The sequence below is a fragment of the Poseidonibacter lekithochrous genome (assembly GCF_018861145.1).
In the GTDB taxonomy this organism is placed as follows: domain Bacteria; phylum Campylobacterota; class Campylobacteria; order Campylobacterales; family Arcobacteraceae; genus Poseidonibacter; species Poseidonibacter lekithochrous_A.
This window is the reverse complement of record NZ_JAHKQT010000004.1, coordinates 40,562-58,404: the sequence shown is the minus strand read 5'-3', so window position 1 is coordinate 58,404 and position 17,843 is coordinate 40,562. Positions and strand designations below refer to the sequence as shown.

Here is a 17,843-nt window from a genome sequence, read left to right as displayed (position 1 = left end):
TCAAAGGATATTCTCTTTTACTTTTAGATAAAATTACACATGAATAAAACTTACAGAAACTTTATATTACTTTTCATCATTGTAATGATGATTCTACTTTTCTTTTTAAATAAATACAACAATATAATAGAACAAAACCAAACTGACATCTTAGTATCTAATAAAATAAAACTTGTTGAAAATGAATTATTACATCAAAAAAATCAAGCCTTATCTTTATCAATTCTTTTCTCACAAAACCAAAATGTAGTAAATTTTTTAGAAAAAAATGATCAAAAGAAATTAAAAGTTGAATTATTAAAATTACTTTCAAATATTAAAAATTATACAAATATATACAATATTCAAGTGCAAGTTCATACTAAAGAATTAGAAGTATTTGTAAGATCTTGGGAAGATGAGGATTTGGGACTTAGTTTAAAAGAGTTTAGAAAAGGTCTAGTAAAGGTTAAAGAGACTAAAGAACCTTTTGTTTCAAATGAATTAGGAAAAAGATTTAATATCAAGGCTATTTCACCTATTTTTGATAGAAATAAAAAGTATATAGGTTCTATTGAAGTAATTATCGATTATAGTGATTTAAAAAATCGTTTAAAATATATGGGAATAGAAATAATTCCTTTGTTAGAGAAAAAGTACTTAAAAATTGCTCAATATCATAAAAAAAATCAACTTTTGCATGATTATGTTGTCTTAAAAGAGGAATATGATAAAAACTTTTTTCATATTTTACAAGAAAATAAAAACTATATTTCAAATGAATTTTTCTATTATGAAATTAAAAATAAAATAGTAACACAGATACCTTTAGAGAATATGGATTTAGAAAGTATTGGTAAGTTAATGATTTATTTTGATAAAAATGAACAAGATTATAAATATTTACCAAGATATGAATATTTAGGTGAGATAAATACAAAAACAGATTTGAAAAATTCTAATATAAAACAAAAAAGAGAGATCATAATAAAATGATGAAAATATTATTATTAGAAGATGACTATTTATATAAAGTATCAATAAAAGAGTTTTTAGAAGAATTGGATTTTCTTGTAGATGATTTTGAAAATGGTGATGATGCTTTTGATGCAGTTTTTGAATGTAACTATGATTTATTACTTTTAGATATTAGAGTTCCTGGAATGGATGGCTTTTCTTTAGTTGAAAATATAAGAAAAGAAAAATTAAATGTTCCTATAATAATTTTAACATCATTAACTGATATTTCAAATCTTAGTCATGGTTATGAACTTGGATGTAATGATTATATTAGAAAACCATTTGATATGATTGAATTAAAGTTTAGAATAGAACAATTAATTAAAAATAGTTGTTTTAAAACTCTAGATGATAAAGTAGAACTCCCTTTAGATTTTAGTTTTGATGTTAAAAAGAATCTTTTACTAAAAAAAGATAAACATATTGATTTGAGTAATAAAGAGAGTGAAGTAGTTTCTTTTTTAGTTCAAAATAGAGGTTTTTTTGTCTCTATTGAAACTTTACATGAAAAAGTTTGGGAAAATAAAGAAATTTCATATTCTGATATTAGAATGTGCATAAAAAGAATTAGAGAAAAAACCAGCAAAGAATTTATAATTACAAAAAGATTTGTAGGATATAAAATTGATAAACTATAAATATGAAATAAAATACATAATAATACAAGTAATTCTTACTTTATTAATAGCTTTTATTCCCATATATTTTTATTTAGATGCTTCTTTTGAAAATCAAAATATAAAAGATAAAATGAATCTAAAAAATTATGCTTCTTCTGTATTTTCTAAAATTGAAGATTTTGAGAAAGAGAATAGTACAGTTTTTTATTTTCCAAGATCAAATATTTATAGTTCTGGAATCTTTGATAAAGAGAATAGGGTGATTTTTTCACTTTTAAAAAACGAAAAAAGAAGTTTTAATAATGATTTCGAAAAATCGAAAGATAAAATTTGTTATAAAGAGTATCTTGCTTTAAATATATTAAATGCAAATAGTTTGATTGTTTGTAAAGACATAGATAATTCTCAAGTTATTTATAATGCAATTATTTTACTTTTATCAATTAGTTTTTTTATTTTTCTTTCATCTTTTTTTGTAATTAAACAAAGTGTAGAACCATACAGAAAATTAAATCAATATTTAGATGAATTCTTAAAAGATGCAATGCATGAGTTAAAAACACCAATTGGTGTTGCTCGAATAAATGTAGATATGTTACAACTAAGATTGAAAAATGATAAGTATATTTTGAGAATAAAATCTGCTTTGAAAAACATGACTGTAATATATGAAGATTTAGAATATTATATGCAACAACATGCTGTTAAAGATGAAAAAGAGAATATTGATTTTTCAATGTTTTTAGAAAAAAGAATAGAGTTCTTTAGTGATTTAGCAATATCAAAAAATATTAAAATTGAGACTAGTATTAAAAAAAATATTTTGATTAATTTCAATAAAATTGAATTATTTAGAATAATAGATAATAATATTTCAAATGCAATAAAATACTCAAAAGATAGCTCAACTATAAAAGTACTTTTAGAAAAATATGAAGATGAAATAAAACTTGCTTTTTGGGATGAAGGTATTGGAATAAAAAATACTAAAAAGATTTTTGAAAGATATTATCGAGGTGATAAAATAACAGGTGGTTTTGGGATTGGTCTTAGCATTGTAAAAAATATTTGTAAAAAAAATAAAATAAAAATTGAAGTAAATTCAAAACCAAATATCGGAAGTGCGTTTACTTATACTTTTCAAAAGAGTTAAATCAAGGCAATTGTGATTTTGCTTTTATTTTTTCTTCTAAATTCTTTTTTGTTCTAGTTATTCCATTATTTATAAGTGATAAATCATCTAAATCTTTTACAAAGTATTTAGCTTGCTTATATAATTTATTTGCTTCATATAAATTTGCTTTTGCTTCATAAATTAAAGCCATATTATAAAGAACTTCATAACTTTTATTATCAAGCTCTTGGCTTAATTTATTTAGTCCATCTAGAGATAAATCTAGATTTCTTTTTTCCATTAGTTCTACAATTTTTTCAAATTTACTGCTTTGTTCATCTGTAAAAACCAAGCTATCTTCATTTAATTCTTCAATTATATTAATATCCCAATATTCATAATGAGGAGAAATATCGTCTAAAAATTCATCAGCTATTAATGATGCAAGTTTTATATTTACTTCTCTTTTATCTCTTGGAATCGTATGATAAGGATAATAGTGATATCTAAAGCATTCTCGAATATTTCGCGTTTTATTATATGTTTTTGCAAACACTATCTCATTTGTATTCTTTTTTAAAAGTTTCAGGTTAGTTTGAACTGTATATTCTCTATTTTCACATGGAATTAGTCGAACATGGTATCTCATGCATCTTTTTGTTTTCTTTTTTCCTTCATATCTATAATATCTACATCTTCTATAATCAATCTCTTCTTCATAATAAGTGGAATAGTTTAATGTCGAATTAAGTGAACCTTGAACTACGGCATCAACATTTCCATAATCATTTAAAACTCTAAAAACTTTTTTACCTTCAATTGTTTTATTTGCCAATTTACTTTGAATTTTTAAACTTTGATAAATATCATCATTAAAAAAATCCTCTATATAAAGTGAATAAATTTTTTCATTTGGAATTTTTGATGGATGAAGTGATTTTACAGTTAATTGTTTTGAACCACATCCTGTTAATAAAACTAAAAACAGTAAAAGTAAGATTGATTTATAAATATTTTGCATAGATATTCCTTTTTTCTAAGAAATATTATATCCTTTTTGTGTAATTAAAGTGAACAAATAAGAATAGATTAATAGTAAAATGAGATAATCTATCTTATTTTAAAAACAAGGATTAATATGGAATTTTTCACAGCAGATTTATGTGATGAGTTTAGTGATAAGACAGAAGTTTTAGGACCAGATTTTAAATCATATGGTGGAATTGTAAAGTTTCAAGGTAGTGCAATTACAGTAAAATTAGATAAAAACAATAAAGATTTAGCGCAATTATTAAAAGAAAAAAAAGGTGATGGTAAAATAGTAGTAGTTGATGTTGATGTGAAATACTACGCTGTTGTAGGTGATAACTTAATGAAATTTGCAAGTGATAATAAATATGAAGGAATTATTGTAAATGGATATGTAAGAGATACTGTTACAACAAAAGATTTCAAAGTTGGTTTAGTTGCAAAAGGAACTTGTCCAAAAAAATATATTCCAGTTCAAGAAGGACAAATAAATGTGCCAATTACTATTGATAATGTAGAAATTGTTGAAGGTGATTATATTTATGTTGATCCTGATGGAATTGTAATTACAAAAGAAAAGTTAGTTTAGCACTTAACTTTTTATACACAAAACCTTGATACTATAAGAAAGTAATATATAAAAGAAGTCTAAAGAGTAATAAAATTATTAAGGAAAATTTTGAACTATATTAAAAATACTATAAATTTAAACCAAGGTACTGTTGCAGAAAAAAGAGAAGAGATTAAAAAATATTTTCTTCAAACTTATGAATTAGATGAAAAGCTATTTGAATTATTAAAAGATGAAAAATGTATATATAAACAACCAAATAGACTAAGACACCCGTTGATTTTTTATTTTGGTCATACGGCTACATTTTTTGTAAATAAATTAACTTTAGCAAATATTTTAACAACAAGAGTAAATAAAGAGTTTGAATCTAAATTTGCAATTGGTGTTGATGAAATGTCATGGGATGATTTAGAATCAAATAATTATACTTGGCCTACACTTGAAGAAACAAAAAAATATAGATTAGAAGTAAAGCAAATGGTTTTAAGTCTAATTGATACAATAGAATTTACAATACCTATAAATTGGGAAAGTCCTATGTGGATTATTCTTATGGGAATTGAACATGAAAATATTCATATTGAAACATCTTCTGTTTTACTACGTGAACTTGATAATAAAAGATTAATAGATGAAGAAATTTTTGAATATGTAAATGAAGAAAGTGAAATATTTCCCCAAAATGAACTACTAGATGTAAAAGGTGGAGAGGTAATTATCCAAAAAGATAGAGAAAATCCTATTTTTTATGGATGGGATAATGAATTTTCTTTTCATAAATCTACGGTAAAAGATTTTAAAGCTTCTAAATATTTAGTATCAAATGGAGAGTTTTTAGAGTTTGTAAAAGAAGGTGGATATAATAAACCTGAACTGTTTACAAAAGAAGGAAAAGAGTGGTTAGATTTTTCTCAAGCTAAGCACCCAACTTTTTGGATAAAAGAAGATGGTAAGTATTACTTACGAGAAATAAGTAGAGTAATTTCTCTGCCATTAAACTATCCTGTGGATATAAATGTATATGAAGCAGAGGCTTTTTGTAAATATAAAAGTGCTAAGTTGGGATATGAAGTAAGACTTCCAAGTGAAGATGAATATTATAGATTATTTGATTATGTAAATGCAAACGAAAAAGAAGCGAATATAGGATTAAAACAGTTTAATCAATCACCTGTTGATAAATATAAATTTGATGAATTTTATGATGTAAGAGGAAATATATGGCAATGGAGTATAACTCCTATGTATCCTTTTGATGATTTCCAAACACATCCTATTTATGACGATTTTACAACGCCAACATTTGATGATAGACATGCTTTAATGAAAGGTGGATCTTTTATTTCTTTAGGAAATGAGATCTTAAGAGAAGCAAGATATGCTTTTAGAAAGCATTTCTTCCAACATGCAGGATTTAGATACGTGAAATCAGATAACGAATATAGAACAAAATTAAATAATAATGTTTATGAAACAGATGAGTCAATTGCTCAGTATTGTGAGTTTCATTATGGCGAAGAGAACTTTGGTGTTAAAAACTTTTGTGTTAACTCAGTTGATCTATTAAAACCATATTTAGAAAATATTGAAACAAAAAAAGCTTTAGACTTAGGTTGTTCAGTAGGACGAAGTACTTTTGAATTAGCTAAAACTTTTGATGAAGTTACTGGAATTGATTTTTCTGCAAACTTTATTAATGTCGGAGTTAAATTAAAAGAATATGATACTTTAACTTTTAATATTAAAAAAGAGGGTGATATTTTTAATGAAAGAACAGTTTCATTAAAAGACTTTGGTTTAGATGATATAAAAGAAAAAGTTTCATTTATGCAAGGTGATGCCTGTAATTTAAAAGATAATTATACAGGATATGATTTGATTTTTTGTTCAAACTTAATTGATAGATTATATTATCCTCAAAAATTTATTGAAGATATTCCTTCAAGAGTAAATGATAAGGGCTTATTAGTTCTTTTAAGTCCATATACATGGCTTGAAGAGTATACACCAAAAGAAAACTGGCTTGGTGGATATATCAAAGATAATAAAGAAGTTTCAACATTAGATACTTTAAAAGATGAACTTAAAGATTTTGAATTACTTAAAACTATAGATGTTCCTTTTGTAATTAAAGAAACAAATAGAAAATACCAACACTCAGTTTCTCAAATGTCAATATGGAAGAAAAAAGCTTAGGCTTTTTTCTTTCTTTTAACTTTTCTTAAATATTTAGTTCAAAGCATAACAAGGTTTATCCTCATTATCACAAACCCAGTTTATCCAAAGTTTTTCATCTGTTCCTTCATTTAAAGTTACGAAGTTTCTTACTCTTAAATATTTTGCTGAACCAATTGGTTTTAACATAGATGTTTCTATTGTTTTATCTTCATTTAAAAATTCATTTTTATCATTTGTAATTGCAGTTATTCCTAACCATTCTATATATGATGGTGGTGTATGAACAACTCCTGATGATACAACTTGATGAATTTTATCATTATTTAAATGATCATTTATAACGCCAAGCGAGCCTACGTGAACATCACCTGATAATATTACTGTTCTTGTATTATTTTCTGCAGATTTTCTTTTTTTGATGTTCATAAATAATCTCATAATCAAACGCATTCTCTCCCCTTGATGATCTTTTGCTCTCCAGTGGTCTTTTAAATCATCAGTTAACTCTTCTTGCCAAGATGAGAAATCAACTAAATTTTCAGTACAAGAAAAATCTCTATAAACAACTGGAACAGCTGATAAAACTAATACATTATCATTAAGGATATTTGTGTCTAAATAAGTGTTTATATCATTCCATTGCGAGTTACACATAACTTGCTGAATACTTCTTTGTGTTCTGTTATCTAAGGCTAAAATATGAAAGTTTCTAAATTTTAATGAAAAGGAATAATGTGTTCTATCTTTGTTTATCAAAGTTGTATTTTTAATACTTCTAATTTGAAATATCTCAAAATATTTCTTTGCAACATTAAAAATATTTTTATAAACTTCACACTCTTGGATTTCTTTTGGATATGAACCCCAACCATCAAATATATCATGATCATCCCACATCATTACAGTTGGAATTGTTGCGAGTGCTAAAGACATATTTTTATCACTCCATTTTCTTATATATAATTTTTCATAAAATTCATTAAGATGTTTAATCATGCCTTTTGTAGCTTTTTTCTTTATTTTAGCTTCCATTTTAAGTTTAGACCATTCTTCAAGTTCATCAACTTTTGACCATAACTCATCTGCATAAACTTGATCTCCACCCATTATTAAAACTGCAAAAGCTTCTTTTTCATGCATAGAGATTATATCTTCCCATAATTTATAAGGTTCATTGATTTTTGCAAGTAAGTCTGGGCTTGAAAAGCCATTACATGAGGCATAGGCAAATTTTACTTTTTCATCTTTTGCAGGAATATAAAACTCCCAAGATTCTCTTTTATGAATATCTTGAAGTATTCCATTTTCATTTAGTATTTTGTATTTGACAGTTCTTGGTTTTTTTGAACTTTTCATAATATATTCAGCTCTATAAAAATATCCACTATTTAGTTTTGTTAATTTATTAGCTTTTACTATTGTATTATTAAACTCAATAGAAAAATTTAAGTCAGTTTTACTTAAAAAACACACAACGTATTTATTATCAGCTTCTACTGATAATAAAGGACCTAGAATTAGTTTTTCACTCATGTCGACTCCTATTATAAATAAATAAGTTATTAAATATAGTATAACATATAAATAATAGACTATAATAATTTAGATGGTTATTTTAGAACAAACAAAAACAATTAAAAATCTTTTAGCATTTATTGGAATATTATTTATAATATTTCTAATTAATATCTCAATAGAATATAGCAAATATCAAGAAGTAGTATATGAAGAACTTTATGAAACACAAGTTGAGATTGTAAATATTTATGAAAAAGAAAAAGTGGATGTTTTAAGATTAAAAAATAGTAATTTTCAGTTTTTTACATCAGTAAATAAAGATAATGATTTGAATAAATTAGACTTGATTGAAATAGCTTTCTTAACAAAAAGAATAGATTTTATTTCATATTTAAAAGGCTTTTATGCAAAAAATATTTACTTTGATAAACTTCAAAGAGATAATACTTTTAAAGATAAGATTTCACAAAAAATCAATGAAAATCATCAAAATCCTGAAATTAAAGAAGTATTCAATGCCTTGTTTTTAGCCATTCCTGTGTCAAGTGAATTAAGAGATACTTTTGCAAACTATGGAATAACTCATTTAATTGCTCTTTCAGGCTTTCATTTATCTGTATTATCTTTTTTGATTTATTGGATTATTTATTTTCCTTATGACTTTTTCCATAAAAGACACTTTCCTTATAGAAATAAAAAGTTTGATTTATTATTAATCACTTTAGTACTTTTGTTTCTTTATTTACTTTTAACTGATATAGTTGCTTCTTTGCTTAGAGCTTTTATTATGTTGACTTTAGGTATATTTTTATTGCGCTCAAATATAAAACTAATCTCTTTTACAAACCTGCTGCTTACTTTTTTAATAATAATTGCATTTTTACCTAAATATATATTTTCTATTTCTTTATGGTTTTCACTTTCTGGAGTATTTTATATTTTTCTTTATATAAAATATTTTAATGAATTAAAAAGCATGGTAATAAAACTTTTGTTATTTAACTTTTGGATATATTTTGCTATGAATCCAATAGTTCATTACTTTTTTACTAATACTACTTATGAACAGTTGTATTCACCATTTATTACTATAGCTTTTACTTTTTTTTACCCTCTCGAATTATTTGCGCATATATTTGGCTTTGCAGAAGTTTTTGATAGCTATTTAGAGATTTTTTTAGCAAAAGAGTTTATCGTATTTGATGTTTCTACTTCATTATTTGTCTTTTTATTATATATATTTTTATCTTTTGCTTCAATTGTAAGTAAGAGTTCTTTTATTTTACTAAATGTTTTATTGATTGCTTTTAGTGTATATTTATATACTTAAAAGATATTTGGGAGTTTGATGTTACATTATTTTATAATTTTTTTGTTAGTTCTTTTTTGTTCTTACGAATTATTACCAAAAAATATACTAGATTTTGCCTTAAATATAGTAAGAAAGCTTGCACGTATTTATGAGCAAGTTGATTCAAAAATTCAACTTGAAAATATAGATTATTATAAAACCCAAAAAAGTAAAAGAACAAAAATCAAAAAGGTTTCTAATTGGTTTTTTAGAACAATCTTTTTATCTTTAGCCTTTATTATTATTGTTTTCTGGGATTTTTTCTGGCATATGCTTTTTAAAAGAATTTTTTCTTATTTACATTCTTTAAGAATATATGATAAGTTTAAAATATATATAAGACAAAAGGCTAATAAGTATTTTGTCTTGCTTATCTTTATTTTTTTATTTGTAATTATGGAATCCTTTGGTGTTTATTCTGGAATACTAACTATTCAAGGACATATTATCTTAGCAATTTTGTCTTATATGGCTAAGTTCCTAATGGTTTTTCCCGTGAAAGTTTTATATGAAGAAGGTCATGATAAGTTAGTTGAAATTCCTTGGTTTGATAGAAGAAAAAAACTTTTTGTATCTTTTTTATTATGGTTTGAAACAACATCAAGTTATAAAAAAGCAAAAGAACTTTTTTATAAGTTAAAACTGTTTCTTTCAAAAATAAAAAATAAATTCAAAAGAAATAAACAGTATAGATTTATTTTTCAGTTCAAAGCATATAGAAGACTATTAAAAATTAAAAGATTAAAGTCAAATAATAGTTTATCGAATAAAACAACATAGTAAAACAGTAAAAGAGTTTAAATGAATATAAAAAAAGAACTATATACAATATTTGAAAATCCAAGAAATCATAAGTATGGAATATTAATTCAATCTTTGATATTTTTAAATATAGCTATAAGTATAATCGTAATGTTTCTACAAACAGAAAAGAACTTATCTGAATATTTTGATATTTTTAAGATTATAAATATGTGGAATGTTATTCTTTTTACACTTGAGTATATTTTAAGAGTTTATGCTGTTGGTTCTAGTCCTAGAGTTAAACGAATTAAGTATATGACTAGACCTATGATGTTAATAGATTTAATTGCAATTTTACCTTTTTATATTACTTTCTTTAATATAGATTTTGGTTTCTTAAGAGCACTTCGTATTTTACGTATTTTTAAACTTTTTAGATTAGCAAAATTTGCTGAGTTTGATGGGTTGGTTTTAACACTTTTAAAAGAGAAAAAAGAAGAATTTATTTTTATTGTTATAACACTTTTAGTTTTAATTATCACTATTACACCTTTAGTATATTATTTTGAGAAAGATGTACAACCTGAGGTCTTTACTAGTATGGGTACAACTATGTGGTGGGCTGTTATTACCTTCACTACAGTTGGATATGGAGATATGTATCCAGTTACTTTAATGGGAAGGATACTTACAACTTTTGTAAGCTTTTTAGGAATCGCCTTTTATGCAATTCCAGGCAGTATCTTTACCTCAGCATTATTGGAAAAAATTAATGATAAAAAACAAAGAAAACTAGAAGAAAAAGAAAGAAAAGAAAAAGAAAGAGCAAAAGCTAAAGAAGTAAAAAAAGAAAATACAGAACTTTAGCTATGTATTCCTATTCTTTGTTAAGTTTGAATTTAATCAATATTTGTATAATCACACGAATAAAAAGGGGCTTTTATGACAAAATTACTAAAATATTTTTTATATCTTTTATTTTTAACAACAATAATCCAAGCAGAAGAAAATAAACCAACATTAGTTGTATATACTTATGATTCATTCACAGCTTCGTGGGGACCTGCACCTAAGGTAAAAGAAGCTTTTGAAAAGACTTGTAATTGTAATGTAAAGTTTGTTTCAACTTCAAGTGCAATTGGTGCTTTAAGAAAAATTCAACTTGAAGGTTCAAATACAAAAGCAGATGTACTTTTAGGACTAGATAAAAGCTCAGCAGGAATAGCTAGAAAAACAAATTTATTTATTGAACATGATATTGATACTTCAAAATTAAATCTTCCTACAAAATGGAATGATAAAGAGTTTTTACCATATGATTATGGTTATTTCGCTTTTGTTTATGATAGTTTAAAAACTAAAAAAGTTCCAAACTCTTTTGATGAGTTATTATCAATGCCAAAAGATTTTAAAATCATTATTCAAGACCCAAGATCTTCAACTCCAGGACTTGGACTTTTACTTTGGATAAAAAAAATATATGGCAGTGAATCTGATGCTTATTGGAAAAAGCTTGCACCTAGAATACTCACAATTACAAAAGGTTGGTCTGAAGCTTATAGCTTGTTTTTAAAAGGTGAAGCTAATATGGTTCTTTCCTATACTACATCTCCTGCTTATCATATAATTGCAGAAAATAAAACAAACTATAAAACAGCAGATTTTAAAGAGGGCCATTATGGACAAGTTGAAGTTTCAGCTATTTTAAAATCATCAAAACAAAAAGATTTAGCAAAGCAATTTTTAGAGTTTACAAATAGTGAAACTTTTGCAGATATTATTCCAACTACAAACTGGTCATATCCAGTACTTAAAACACAAAAAGGACTTCCTGCAGGCTTTGATTCTTTAAGTGTTCCTTCAAAAATGCTTCTTCTTGAAGATAAAGAAATAGAGCAAAATAGAAAAGAATATCAAAACGAATGGTTAGATGCTATTAAATAATATAAATAGATTCAGACTTTCTGTAATACCAGGAGGTCTTATATCAATCTTCCTTTTACTTCTAGCTTTTACAGTTTTTTATATACTATTTTTAAGTATAAATAGTAATGACTTCTTCTCATCTTTAATTACAAATAGAATCCAAGAACTCATAGAATTCACTATTTATCAAGCTTTTTTATCAACTGTTTTATCAATTATTATTGGAACACTTTTAGCATGGGCGCTAGCTCATCAAAAATCATTTAAAGGAAGAAGTTATCTTATAGCACTTCTTTCTTCTTCACTTATACTTCCAACATTAATAGTGGTATTTGGTATTATTACAGTTTTAGGACAAAATGGTTGGTTAAATAGAACGCTTTTATATCTTTTTGATTACTCTTTTGAAAACTCTATTTATGGCTTAGGAGGTATTTTAATAGCTCATGTTTATCTAAATGCTTCTTTTGCAGCTAGAAGTTTATTACATGTATTTGAGTCTATTCCAAAAGAAAGATATAAACTAGCAAAAAGTTTAAACTTCTCAGCTATTCAAAGATTTAGACTTATAGAGTATCCAGCTATAAAACTTTCTTTACGAAGTATTTCTTCAACTATATTTTTATTATGTTTTACATCTTTTGCTATAGTGTTAACACTTGGAGGAACGCCTTCTTATAATACTTTAGAAGTTGCTATTTATGAAGCAGTAAAACTTGATTTTGATATACCTTTAGCTTTAAAATTGGCATTAATACAGCTTAGTATTACAATGGTGTTAGTTTTTCTATCTGCAAACTTTAAAGCAGGTATTTCAAATATTAAAACAAGTAGTACAGTTATACCTTGGAATGAAACAAAAAAATTAAGAATTTTTCAAATCTTTATTATCACATTTTCAACACTTCTTTTTATCTTACCTCTTATCTCCATTGTTGTAGATGGTTTAGGTGCGGATTTTAAAAGGATTTTTTCTGATGAGGTATTTTTAAAGTCACTTCTTACAAGTTTATCAATAGCTACGGTTTCTAGTATACTAACTGTGTTTTTTGCTCTTTTAATTAGTGATACAAGAAGAAACTTTAATATTAACCATAGAATAAAAGAATCAAAGTTCAGAAGTTTTATAAATATCCTAATAGCTTTCTCTGGAAATATATACTTAGCAATTCCTTCACTTATTTTAGGATTAGGCTTTTTTCTATTTTCACAAAAGTTTGAAGCTCCTTTATATCTTTGGGCTTTTGCTTCAGTATTATGTGCAAATATTTTGATGTCATTACCTTTTGCACTTTCAATCCTTTATCCACCTATGTTAAATATTGCTCAAAGATATGACAAGCTTTGTTTTTCTTTGAATTTAAAAGGAAGTAAAAGATGGCTTTACTGTGAATGGCCATATTTAAAATCATCAGTTCTCTATGTTTTTGCTCTTTCTTTTTGTCTTTCTTTAGGAGATTTAGGAGTTATTGCACTATTTGGAAGTGATGAAATAACAACACTACCTTGGTATCTTTATAGTCTAATGGGTTCATATCAAACAAAAGATGGAGCAGGGGTAGCTTTGATACTTCTTGTTTTAACACTTAGTATTTTTATACTTTTACCAAGAATCTTTACAAGGAAAACCAATGCTTAATATCAGCAATCTAAAATATAGTTATGAAGAAAATGATATAAAAAATGATTATGATTTTTCTTTATATGTAAAAGAAAATGAAATTGTAGGAATCATAGGTCAAAGTGGAAGTGGTAAATCAACACTACTAGATTTAATAGCAGGTTTTTTAAATCCTTTAAGTGGAAGTATAACTCTTAATGATATTAAGATTAGTACATTAAGTGCAGAAGATAGACCACTAACTACACTTTTCCAAAAATACAATACTTTTGAACACCTAAGTGTTATTAAAAATGTACTTTTAGGTATTAGTACTTCTTTTAAACCTAAAAAAGAAGAAATAGAAGAAGCAAAAATGATTTTAAAAGAAGTAGGATTAGAAGGCTTTGAAGATAAATTAGCTTCAACTCTTTCAGGTGGACAAAGCCAAAGAGTTGCATTAGCTAGATCACTTATAAGAAAAAAACCAATTTTACTTTTAGATGAACCTTTTACAGGACTAGATATACATACAAGAGAAAAAATGCTCAACTTAGTAAAAGATATCTCAAAGAAACGAAAACTAATTACTATAATGGTTACACATGATTTAGATGATTGTAAAAAAATAGCTAATAGAGTATATAAAGTAGAAAATGGAAAACTTTTAGAAAGTAAAATATAATACAAAAGGAAAAAAGTGAAAATACTACATTTTAGTGATACCCATCTAGGGTATAACGACCTTGATATTTTAGATGAAAACAACATAAATCAAAGAGAAGCAGATTTTTATGATGCTTTCTCTCAAGTAGTAGAACAAATCAAAAAAATCAAACCAGATTATATAATACATACAGGAGATTTATTTCATAGGAGTTCTCCTAGTAACAGAGCTATTACCTATGCACTTGAAAAGTTTAATGAAATAGATGCTTTAGATATTCCTTTTATACTAATAGCAGGTAATCACTCAACTCCAAGAACAAATCTTAGTTCACCAATATTAAAGATATTTGAAAACTTTAAAAACATTTTTGTTTCATATGAACAAGAATATAAAAAAATAGAGTTTGAAGATATAGTATTTCATACGCTACCACATATGAATGATGAAACAATAGCAAATAGTCAAATAGAAAAATGCGAGCAAAATATAGATAGTACAAAGAAAAATATCATGATGTTACATTGTAGTGTTGGTGCTTGGTATTTGATGCAAGAGTTTGGAGAGTGGGTATATCCAACAGACAAAGAGTATATCTTTTCTAAGATGGATTATGTAGCACTTGGACATTGGCACGGTTTTGGATCTGTAGGAAAGCATGAAAATGTATATTACTCAGGAAGCTTAGAGCGAACTAGTTTAAATGATAAAAGAAATGAAAAAGGTTTTATAGTTTTAGATATTGAAAATGATTTATTAAATACCTTACATATAGAGTATAAACAAATAGATATAAGACCCATACGACAAAAGCAAATAGATTGCGAAGATTATGAAAACTCAATTACTAATTTAGATGTAGCTGATACTAAAGATGCAATAGTAGAGGTAAAGCTAATTAACTTATCAGCATTACAATCTATTGATATATCAAACAAAGATATAAAAGAGCTATTTAGTGATGCTATGAGTGTTAGTATAAAAAGGGAGTTTAAAGCAAATACAAATGATGTAAGTGTAGATGATATAGAGGCTTTATCTTTAGAGGATTATTTTTTAGAGCATATAAAAGAAGATGTAAAAGATGAAAAAGAAAATGATAGATTAAAGTTAAAAGTAAAAGAGCTTTTCTCTATATACGAGGAGAGTAATAATGATCCTGCTTAATCTAAAACTAGAAAATTTCAAAAGATATGAAAACTACTATTTAGAATTCCAAGAAGGACTTATAGGAATAGTAGGAAAAAATGGTAGTGGAAAGTCTACTATCTTTGAAGCAATACTTTTTGCACTATATGGCGAGCTTAAAAATAAAGGCTATAAAGAAGTAATACGAAATAGTAATGCAAGTACAAAAGATGTAGTTTTAGTAGAATTAGAGTTTGAGTTTGAAAGTGTTATGTATAAAGTAAGTAGAGAGTTTAGAGGAAAGGCTTTAAGTGCTAATGCAAAGTTTTATAAAGAGAATGAGCTTATAACAACAGGAGCTAAAGAAGTAACTGCTTCAATTGTATCATTAACAAAGATGAGCAAGGATGCTTTCTTACATACACTCTTTGCTTCACAAAAAGAGCTAACAAACCTAAGTACTAGAAAACCTGAAGATAGAAAGAAGATGATTAGGAAGTTATTAGGTTTAGAGAAGATTGATTTTATAGAAGACTTACTAATCAAACAAAGTAGGGACCTAAAGCGAGAAATCACAGCTTTTGCAGAAGTATTACTTGGCGATGATGAGGTAAAGGTTAAAAAAGAGTATATAGAGCAATACACTGTAAATAAAAATGATTATGAAAAAGAGTCTATACAAAGAGCTAAAGAAGTAAATAGTTTAAAACTAGAAGAAGTACAAATACAAGAAGAGTTAAAAATACATCAAAGTACAAAAGAAAAGAAAAGAAACTACGCATCACAGTGTGAGCTTTTGCAAAATAGTATAAATTCACATATAAGAAACAAAACAAAACTAAATGAAGATGTAAATACCTTAGTAAAAAGACAAGAAGAGCTACAGGGCTTACAAAGTATAAAAGAAGAATACATTTCCTTACATGATGTACTAAAAGAGCAGGAGAGCTTAAAAGGACATCATATAAGAAAAGAGGGCTTAACTCAAGAGCAAACAAATCTAAGAGAACAATATCTTAAATCAAAACATAAAGTTGATTTATTAAAAGAAGAAACAAAAGAGCATAAAGAGCTAATACAAAAAGAAGAAGCTTTAGAAAAAGAAATAGAAGAGTTAAAGCAAAAGATATATGCAAAACAAAGAGAAGAAAAAACACTAGTTCAAGAAATAGCAGGTGAAGATAAACTAATAGCAAATACAAAGAATCAAATAGAAACTATAAAAGAACTTGGAAGAGATTCAAATTGTCCTACTTGTACTAGACCTTTGAGAGATGAGTATGATAAGGTATTAGATTCACTACAAAGTACAATCGAACAAACAAAGAAAGATAAAATTCAAAAATCTAAAGAACAGCTAGAAAATATTGTAAAACAAAGAGAAGAACTTGAAGAACGTTTTAAGAAGATAAACCATGAACATTTTGAACTATCAAAGAGAGTTAATCTAATAGAAAGTAAGAAAAGAGACTTAATCCAAGAAGAAGAATACTTTGAAAAAATCAAGAAACATGGAATTAAAAATAAAGCAGAATTAGCAAAATTAGAGCAGTATTCTTATGATAGTTCATTTCATTTAAACCTAATAGAACAACAAAAAAAGTTAAAAGAAAAATATGAATATGTATTAAGTTTAGAGACTATGTTAGTGCGTCTAGATAAGATAAAAGATGAACTTAAAACTACAACTCAAACAATAGAAAGCCTAAGTACAAAATACAATGACTTAGAGTTAGAATATAAAGCTATAGATTATGATGAGGTAAAACATAAAGAAAAAGAAAAAGAATATGCTGAGGTTAAAAAACAAAAAGAAGATAAAATCACAGTTTTAAATAAGCTAAAAGTACAAGTGGCCACAATCCAAGGTCAAATCCAAACAATTCAACAATCACTAGATGATAATAATAAACAACTAGCAAAAGTACAAATCAAAAAAGATGACTTGCAAGACTATGAAAAAATCAAACTAAGCCTAGGGGATTTTAAAACAAAATTAAATGCAAAAATAGCTCCAAGGATATCAAGCTTTGCATCTTCAATGTACTCAATAATCACAAAAGGCAAATACCAACATATAGAAGTATCAAATGATTTTGATTTCTATATCTATGATGAAGGTAAAAAATATCCAATCGAGAGATTTTCAGGTGGAGAAATTGACCTAGCAAATTTAGTACTTCGTATTGCCATATCAAAAACACTAACAGAGCTAAGTGGAACAAGTACGATAGGATTCCTAGCTTTTGATGAAGTATTTGGAAGTCAAGACGAAAGCAGACGTATAGAAATACTAGAAGCCTTTCATACTATAAAAGAACAGTATCGACAGATATTTTTGATAAGTCATGAAATTGAAGTTAAAGAGATGTTTGAGAGTATTGTAGAGTTGTAA

15 protein-coding genes are annotated in these 17,843 nt (G+C 25.9%); 13 read left to right on the top strand and 2 right to left on the bottom strand.

The annotated features are described in order from the left end of the window. The first annotated feature begins 39 nt into the window (after positions 1-39). From KO488_RS02175 to KO488_RS02165, 3 genes are read left to right on the top strand one after another with little or no spacing between them, the layout of a single operon-like run. Entirely contained in the window at positions 40-975 is a 936-nt protein-coding gene (locus KO488_RS02175; protein WP_216057151.1) for a cache domain-containing protein, read from the top strand. After that, positions 972-1,637 carry a response regulator transcription factor gene (locus KO488_RS02170; protein ID WP_216057150.1) on the top strand — a complete coding sequence of 222 codons (666 nt, stop codon included), beginning with the start codon at positions 972-974 and terminating at the stop codon, positions 1,635-1,637. The genes KO488_RS02175 and KO488_RS02170 overlap by 4 nt, the downstream gene beginning before the upstream one ends. After that, positions 1,624-2,772, top strand: coding sequence for a sensor histidine kinase (locus KO488_RS02165; RefSeq protein WP_216057149.1), 1,149 nt, complete (start codon positions 1,624-1,626; stop codon positions 2,770-2,772). The genes KO488_RS02170 and KO488_RS02165 overlap by 14 nt, the downstream gene beginning before the upstream one ends. Before the next feature lies 1 nt (position 2,773). On the opposite strand, the gene KO488_RS02160 is transcribed toward KO488_RS02165, so the two are convergent. Beyond that, positions 2,774-3,754, bottom strand: a complete 981-nt coding sequence (locus KO488_RS02160; RefSeq protein WP_216057148.1) for a hypothetical protein — start codon at positions 3,752-3,754, stop codon at positions 2,774-2,776. A gap of 117 nt (positions 3,755-3,871) precedes the next feature. On the opposite strand from KO488_RS02160, the gene rraA reads away from it, so the two are divergent. Beyond that, positions 3,872-4,351 carry a ribonuclease E activity regulator RraA gene (rraA, locus tag KO488_RS02155; protein ID WP_216057147.1) on the top strand — a complete coding sequence of 160 codons (480 nt, stop codon included), beginning with the start codon at positions 3,872-3,874 and terminating at the stop codon, positions 4,349-4,351. Positions 4,352-4,441: 90 nt separating this feature from the next. Then, the gene (gene ovoA, locus KO488_RS02150; protein ID WP_216057146.1) at positions 4,442-6,532 is read left to right on the top strand and encodes a 5-histidylcysteine sulfoxide synthase; all 2,091 of its coding nucleotides are present in this window, start codon (positions 4,442-4,444) and stop codon (positions 6,530-6,532) included. 33 nt (positions 6,533-6,565) lie between these two features. On the opposite strand, the gene KO488_RS02145 is transcribed toward ovoA, so the two are convergent. Further along, positions 6,566-8,047 (bottom strand): alkaline phosphatase D family protein, encoded by a 1,482-nt coding sequence (locus KO488_RS02145; RefSeq protein WP_216057145.1) that lies wholly within the window; start codon positions 8,045-8,047, stop codon positions 6,566-6,568. Between the two features lie 73 nt (positions 8,048-8,120). Between KO488_RS02145 and KO488_RS02140 the strand changes: the two genes are divergently transcribed. The 8 genes from KO488_RS02140 to KO488_RS02105 all read left to right on the top strand — a co-directional run bounded on the left by KO488_RS02140 (position 8,121) and on the right by KO488_RS02105 (position 17,843). Continuing rightward, positions 8,121-9,362: a ComEC/Rec2 family competence protein gene (locus tag KO488_RS02140; protein ID WP_216057144.1), complete on the top strand. Its 1,242-nt coding sequence runs from the start codon at positions 8,121-8,123 to the stop codon at positions 9,360-9,362. 18 nt (positions 9,363-9,380) lie between these two features. After that, positions 9,381-10,163 (top strand): hypothetical protein, encoded by a 783-nt coding sequence (locus tag KO488_RS02135; RefSeq protein ID WP_216057143.1) that lies wholly within the window; start codon positions 9,381-9,383, stop codon positions 10,161-10,163. A gap of 21 nt (positions 10,164-10,184) precedes the next feature. Then, entirely contained in the window at positions 10,185-10,994 is an 810-nt protein-coding gene (locus tag KO488_RS02130; protein WP_216057142.1) for an ion transporter, read from the top strand. A gap of 75 nt (positions 10,995-11,069) precedes the next feature. Next, positions 11,070-12,071 carry a thiamine ABC transporter substrate binding subunit gene (gene thiB / locus KO488_RS02125; protein ID WP_216057141.1) on the top strand — a complete coding sequence of 334 codons (1,002 nt, stop codon included), beginning with the start codon at positions 11,070-11,072 and terminating at the stop codon, positions 12,069-12,071. Next, positions 12,058-13,692, top strand: a complete 1,635-nt coding sequence (locus KO488_RS02120) for a thiamine/thiamine pyrophosphate ABC transporter permease ThiP (RefSeq protein WP_216057140.1) — start codon at positions 12,058-12,060, stop codon at positions 13,690-13,692. Before thiB ends, KO488_RS02120 begins: the two co-directional genes overlap by 14 nt. After that, a complete protein-coding gene (locus KO488_RS02115; protein WP_216057139.1) occupies positions 13,685-14,338 on the top strand; it encodes an ATP-binding cassette domain-containing protein in 654 nt (217 codons plus the stop codon). Before KO488_RS02120 ends, KO488_RS02115 begins: the two co-directional genes overlap by 8 nt. A gap of 15 nt (positions 14,339-14,353) precedes the next feature. Then, positions 14,354-15,487 carry a metallophosphoesterase family protein gene (locus tag KO488_RS02110; RefSeq protein WP_216057138.1) on the top strand — a complete coding sequence of 378 codons (1,134 nt, stop codon included), beginning with the start codon at positions 14,354-14,356 and terminating at the stop codon, positions 15,485-15,487. Then, on the top strand, positions 15,474-17,843 hold the full coding sequence (locus KO488_RS02105) for an AAA family ATPase (RefSeq protein ID WP_216057137.1): 2,370 nt from the start codon (positions 15,474-15,476) through the stop codon (positions 17,841-17,843). The genes KO488_RS02110 and KO488_RS02105 overlap by 14 nt, the downstream gene beginning before the upstream one ends.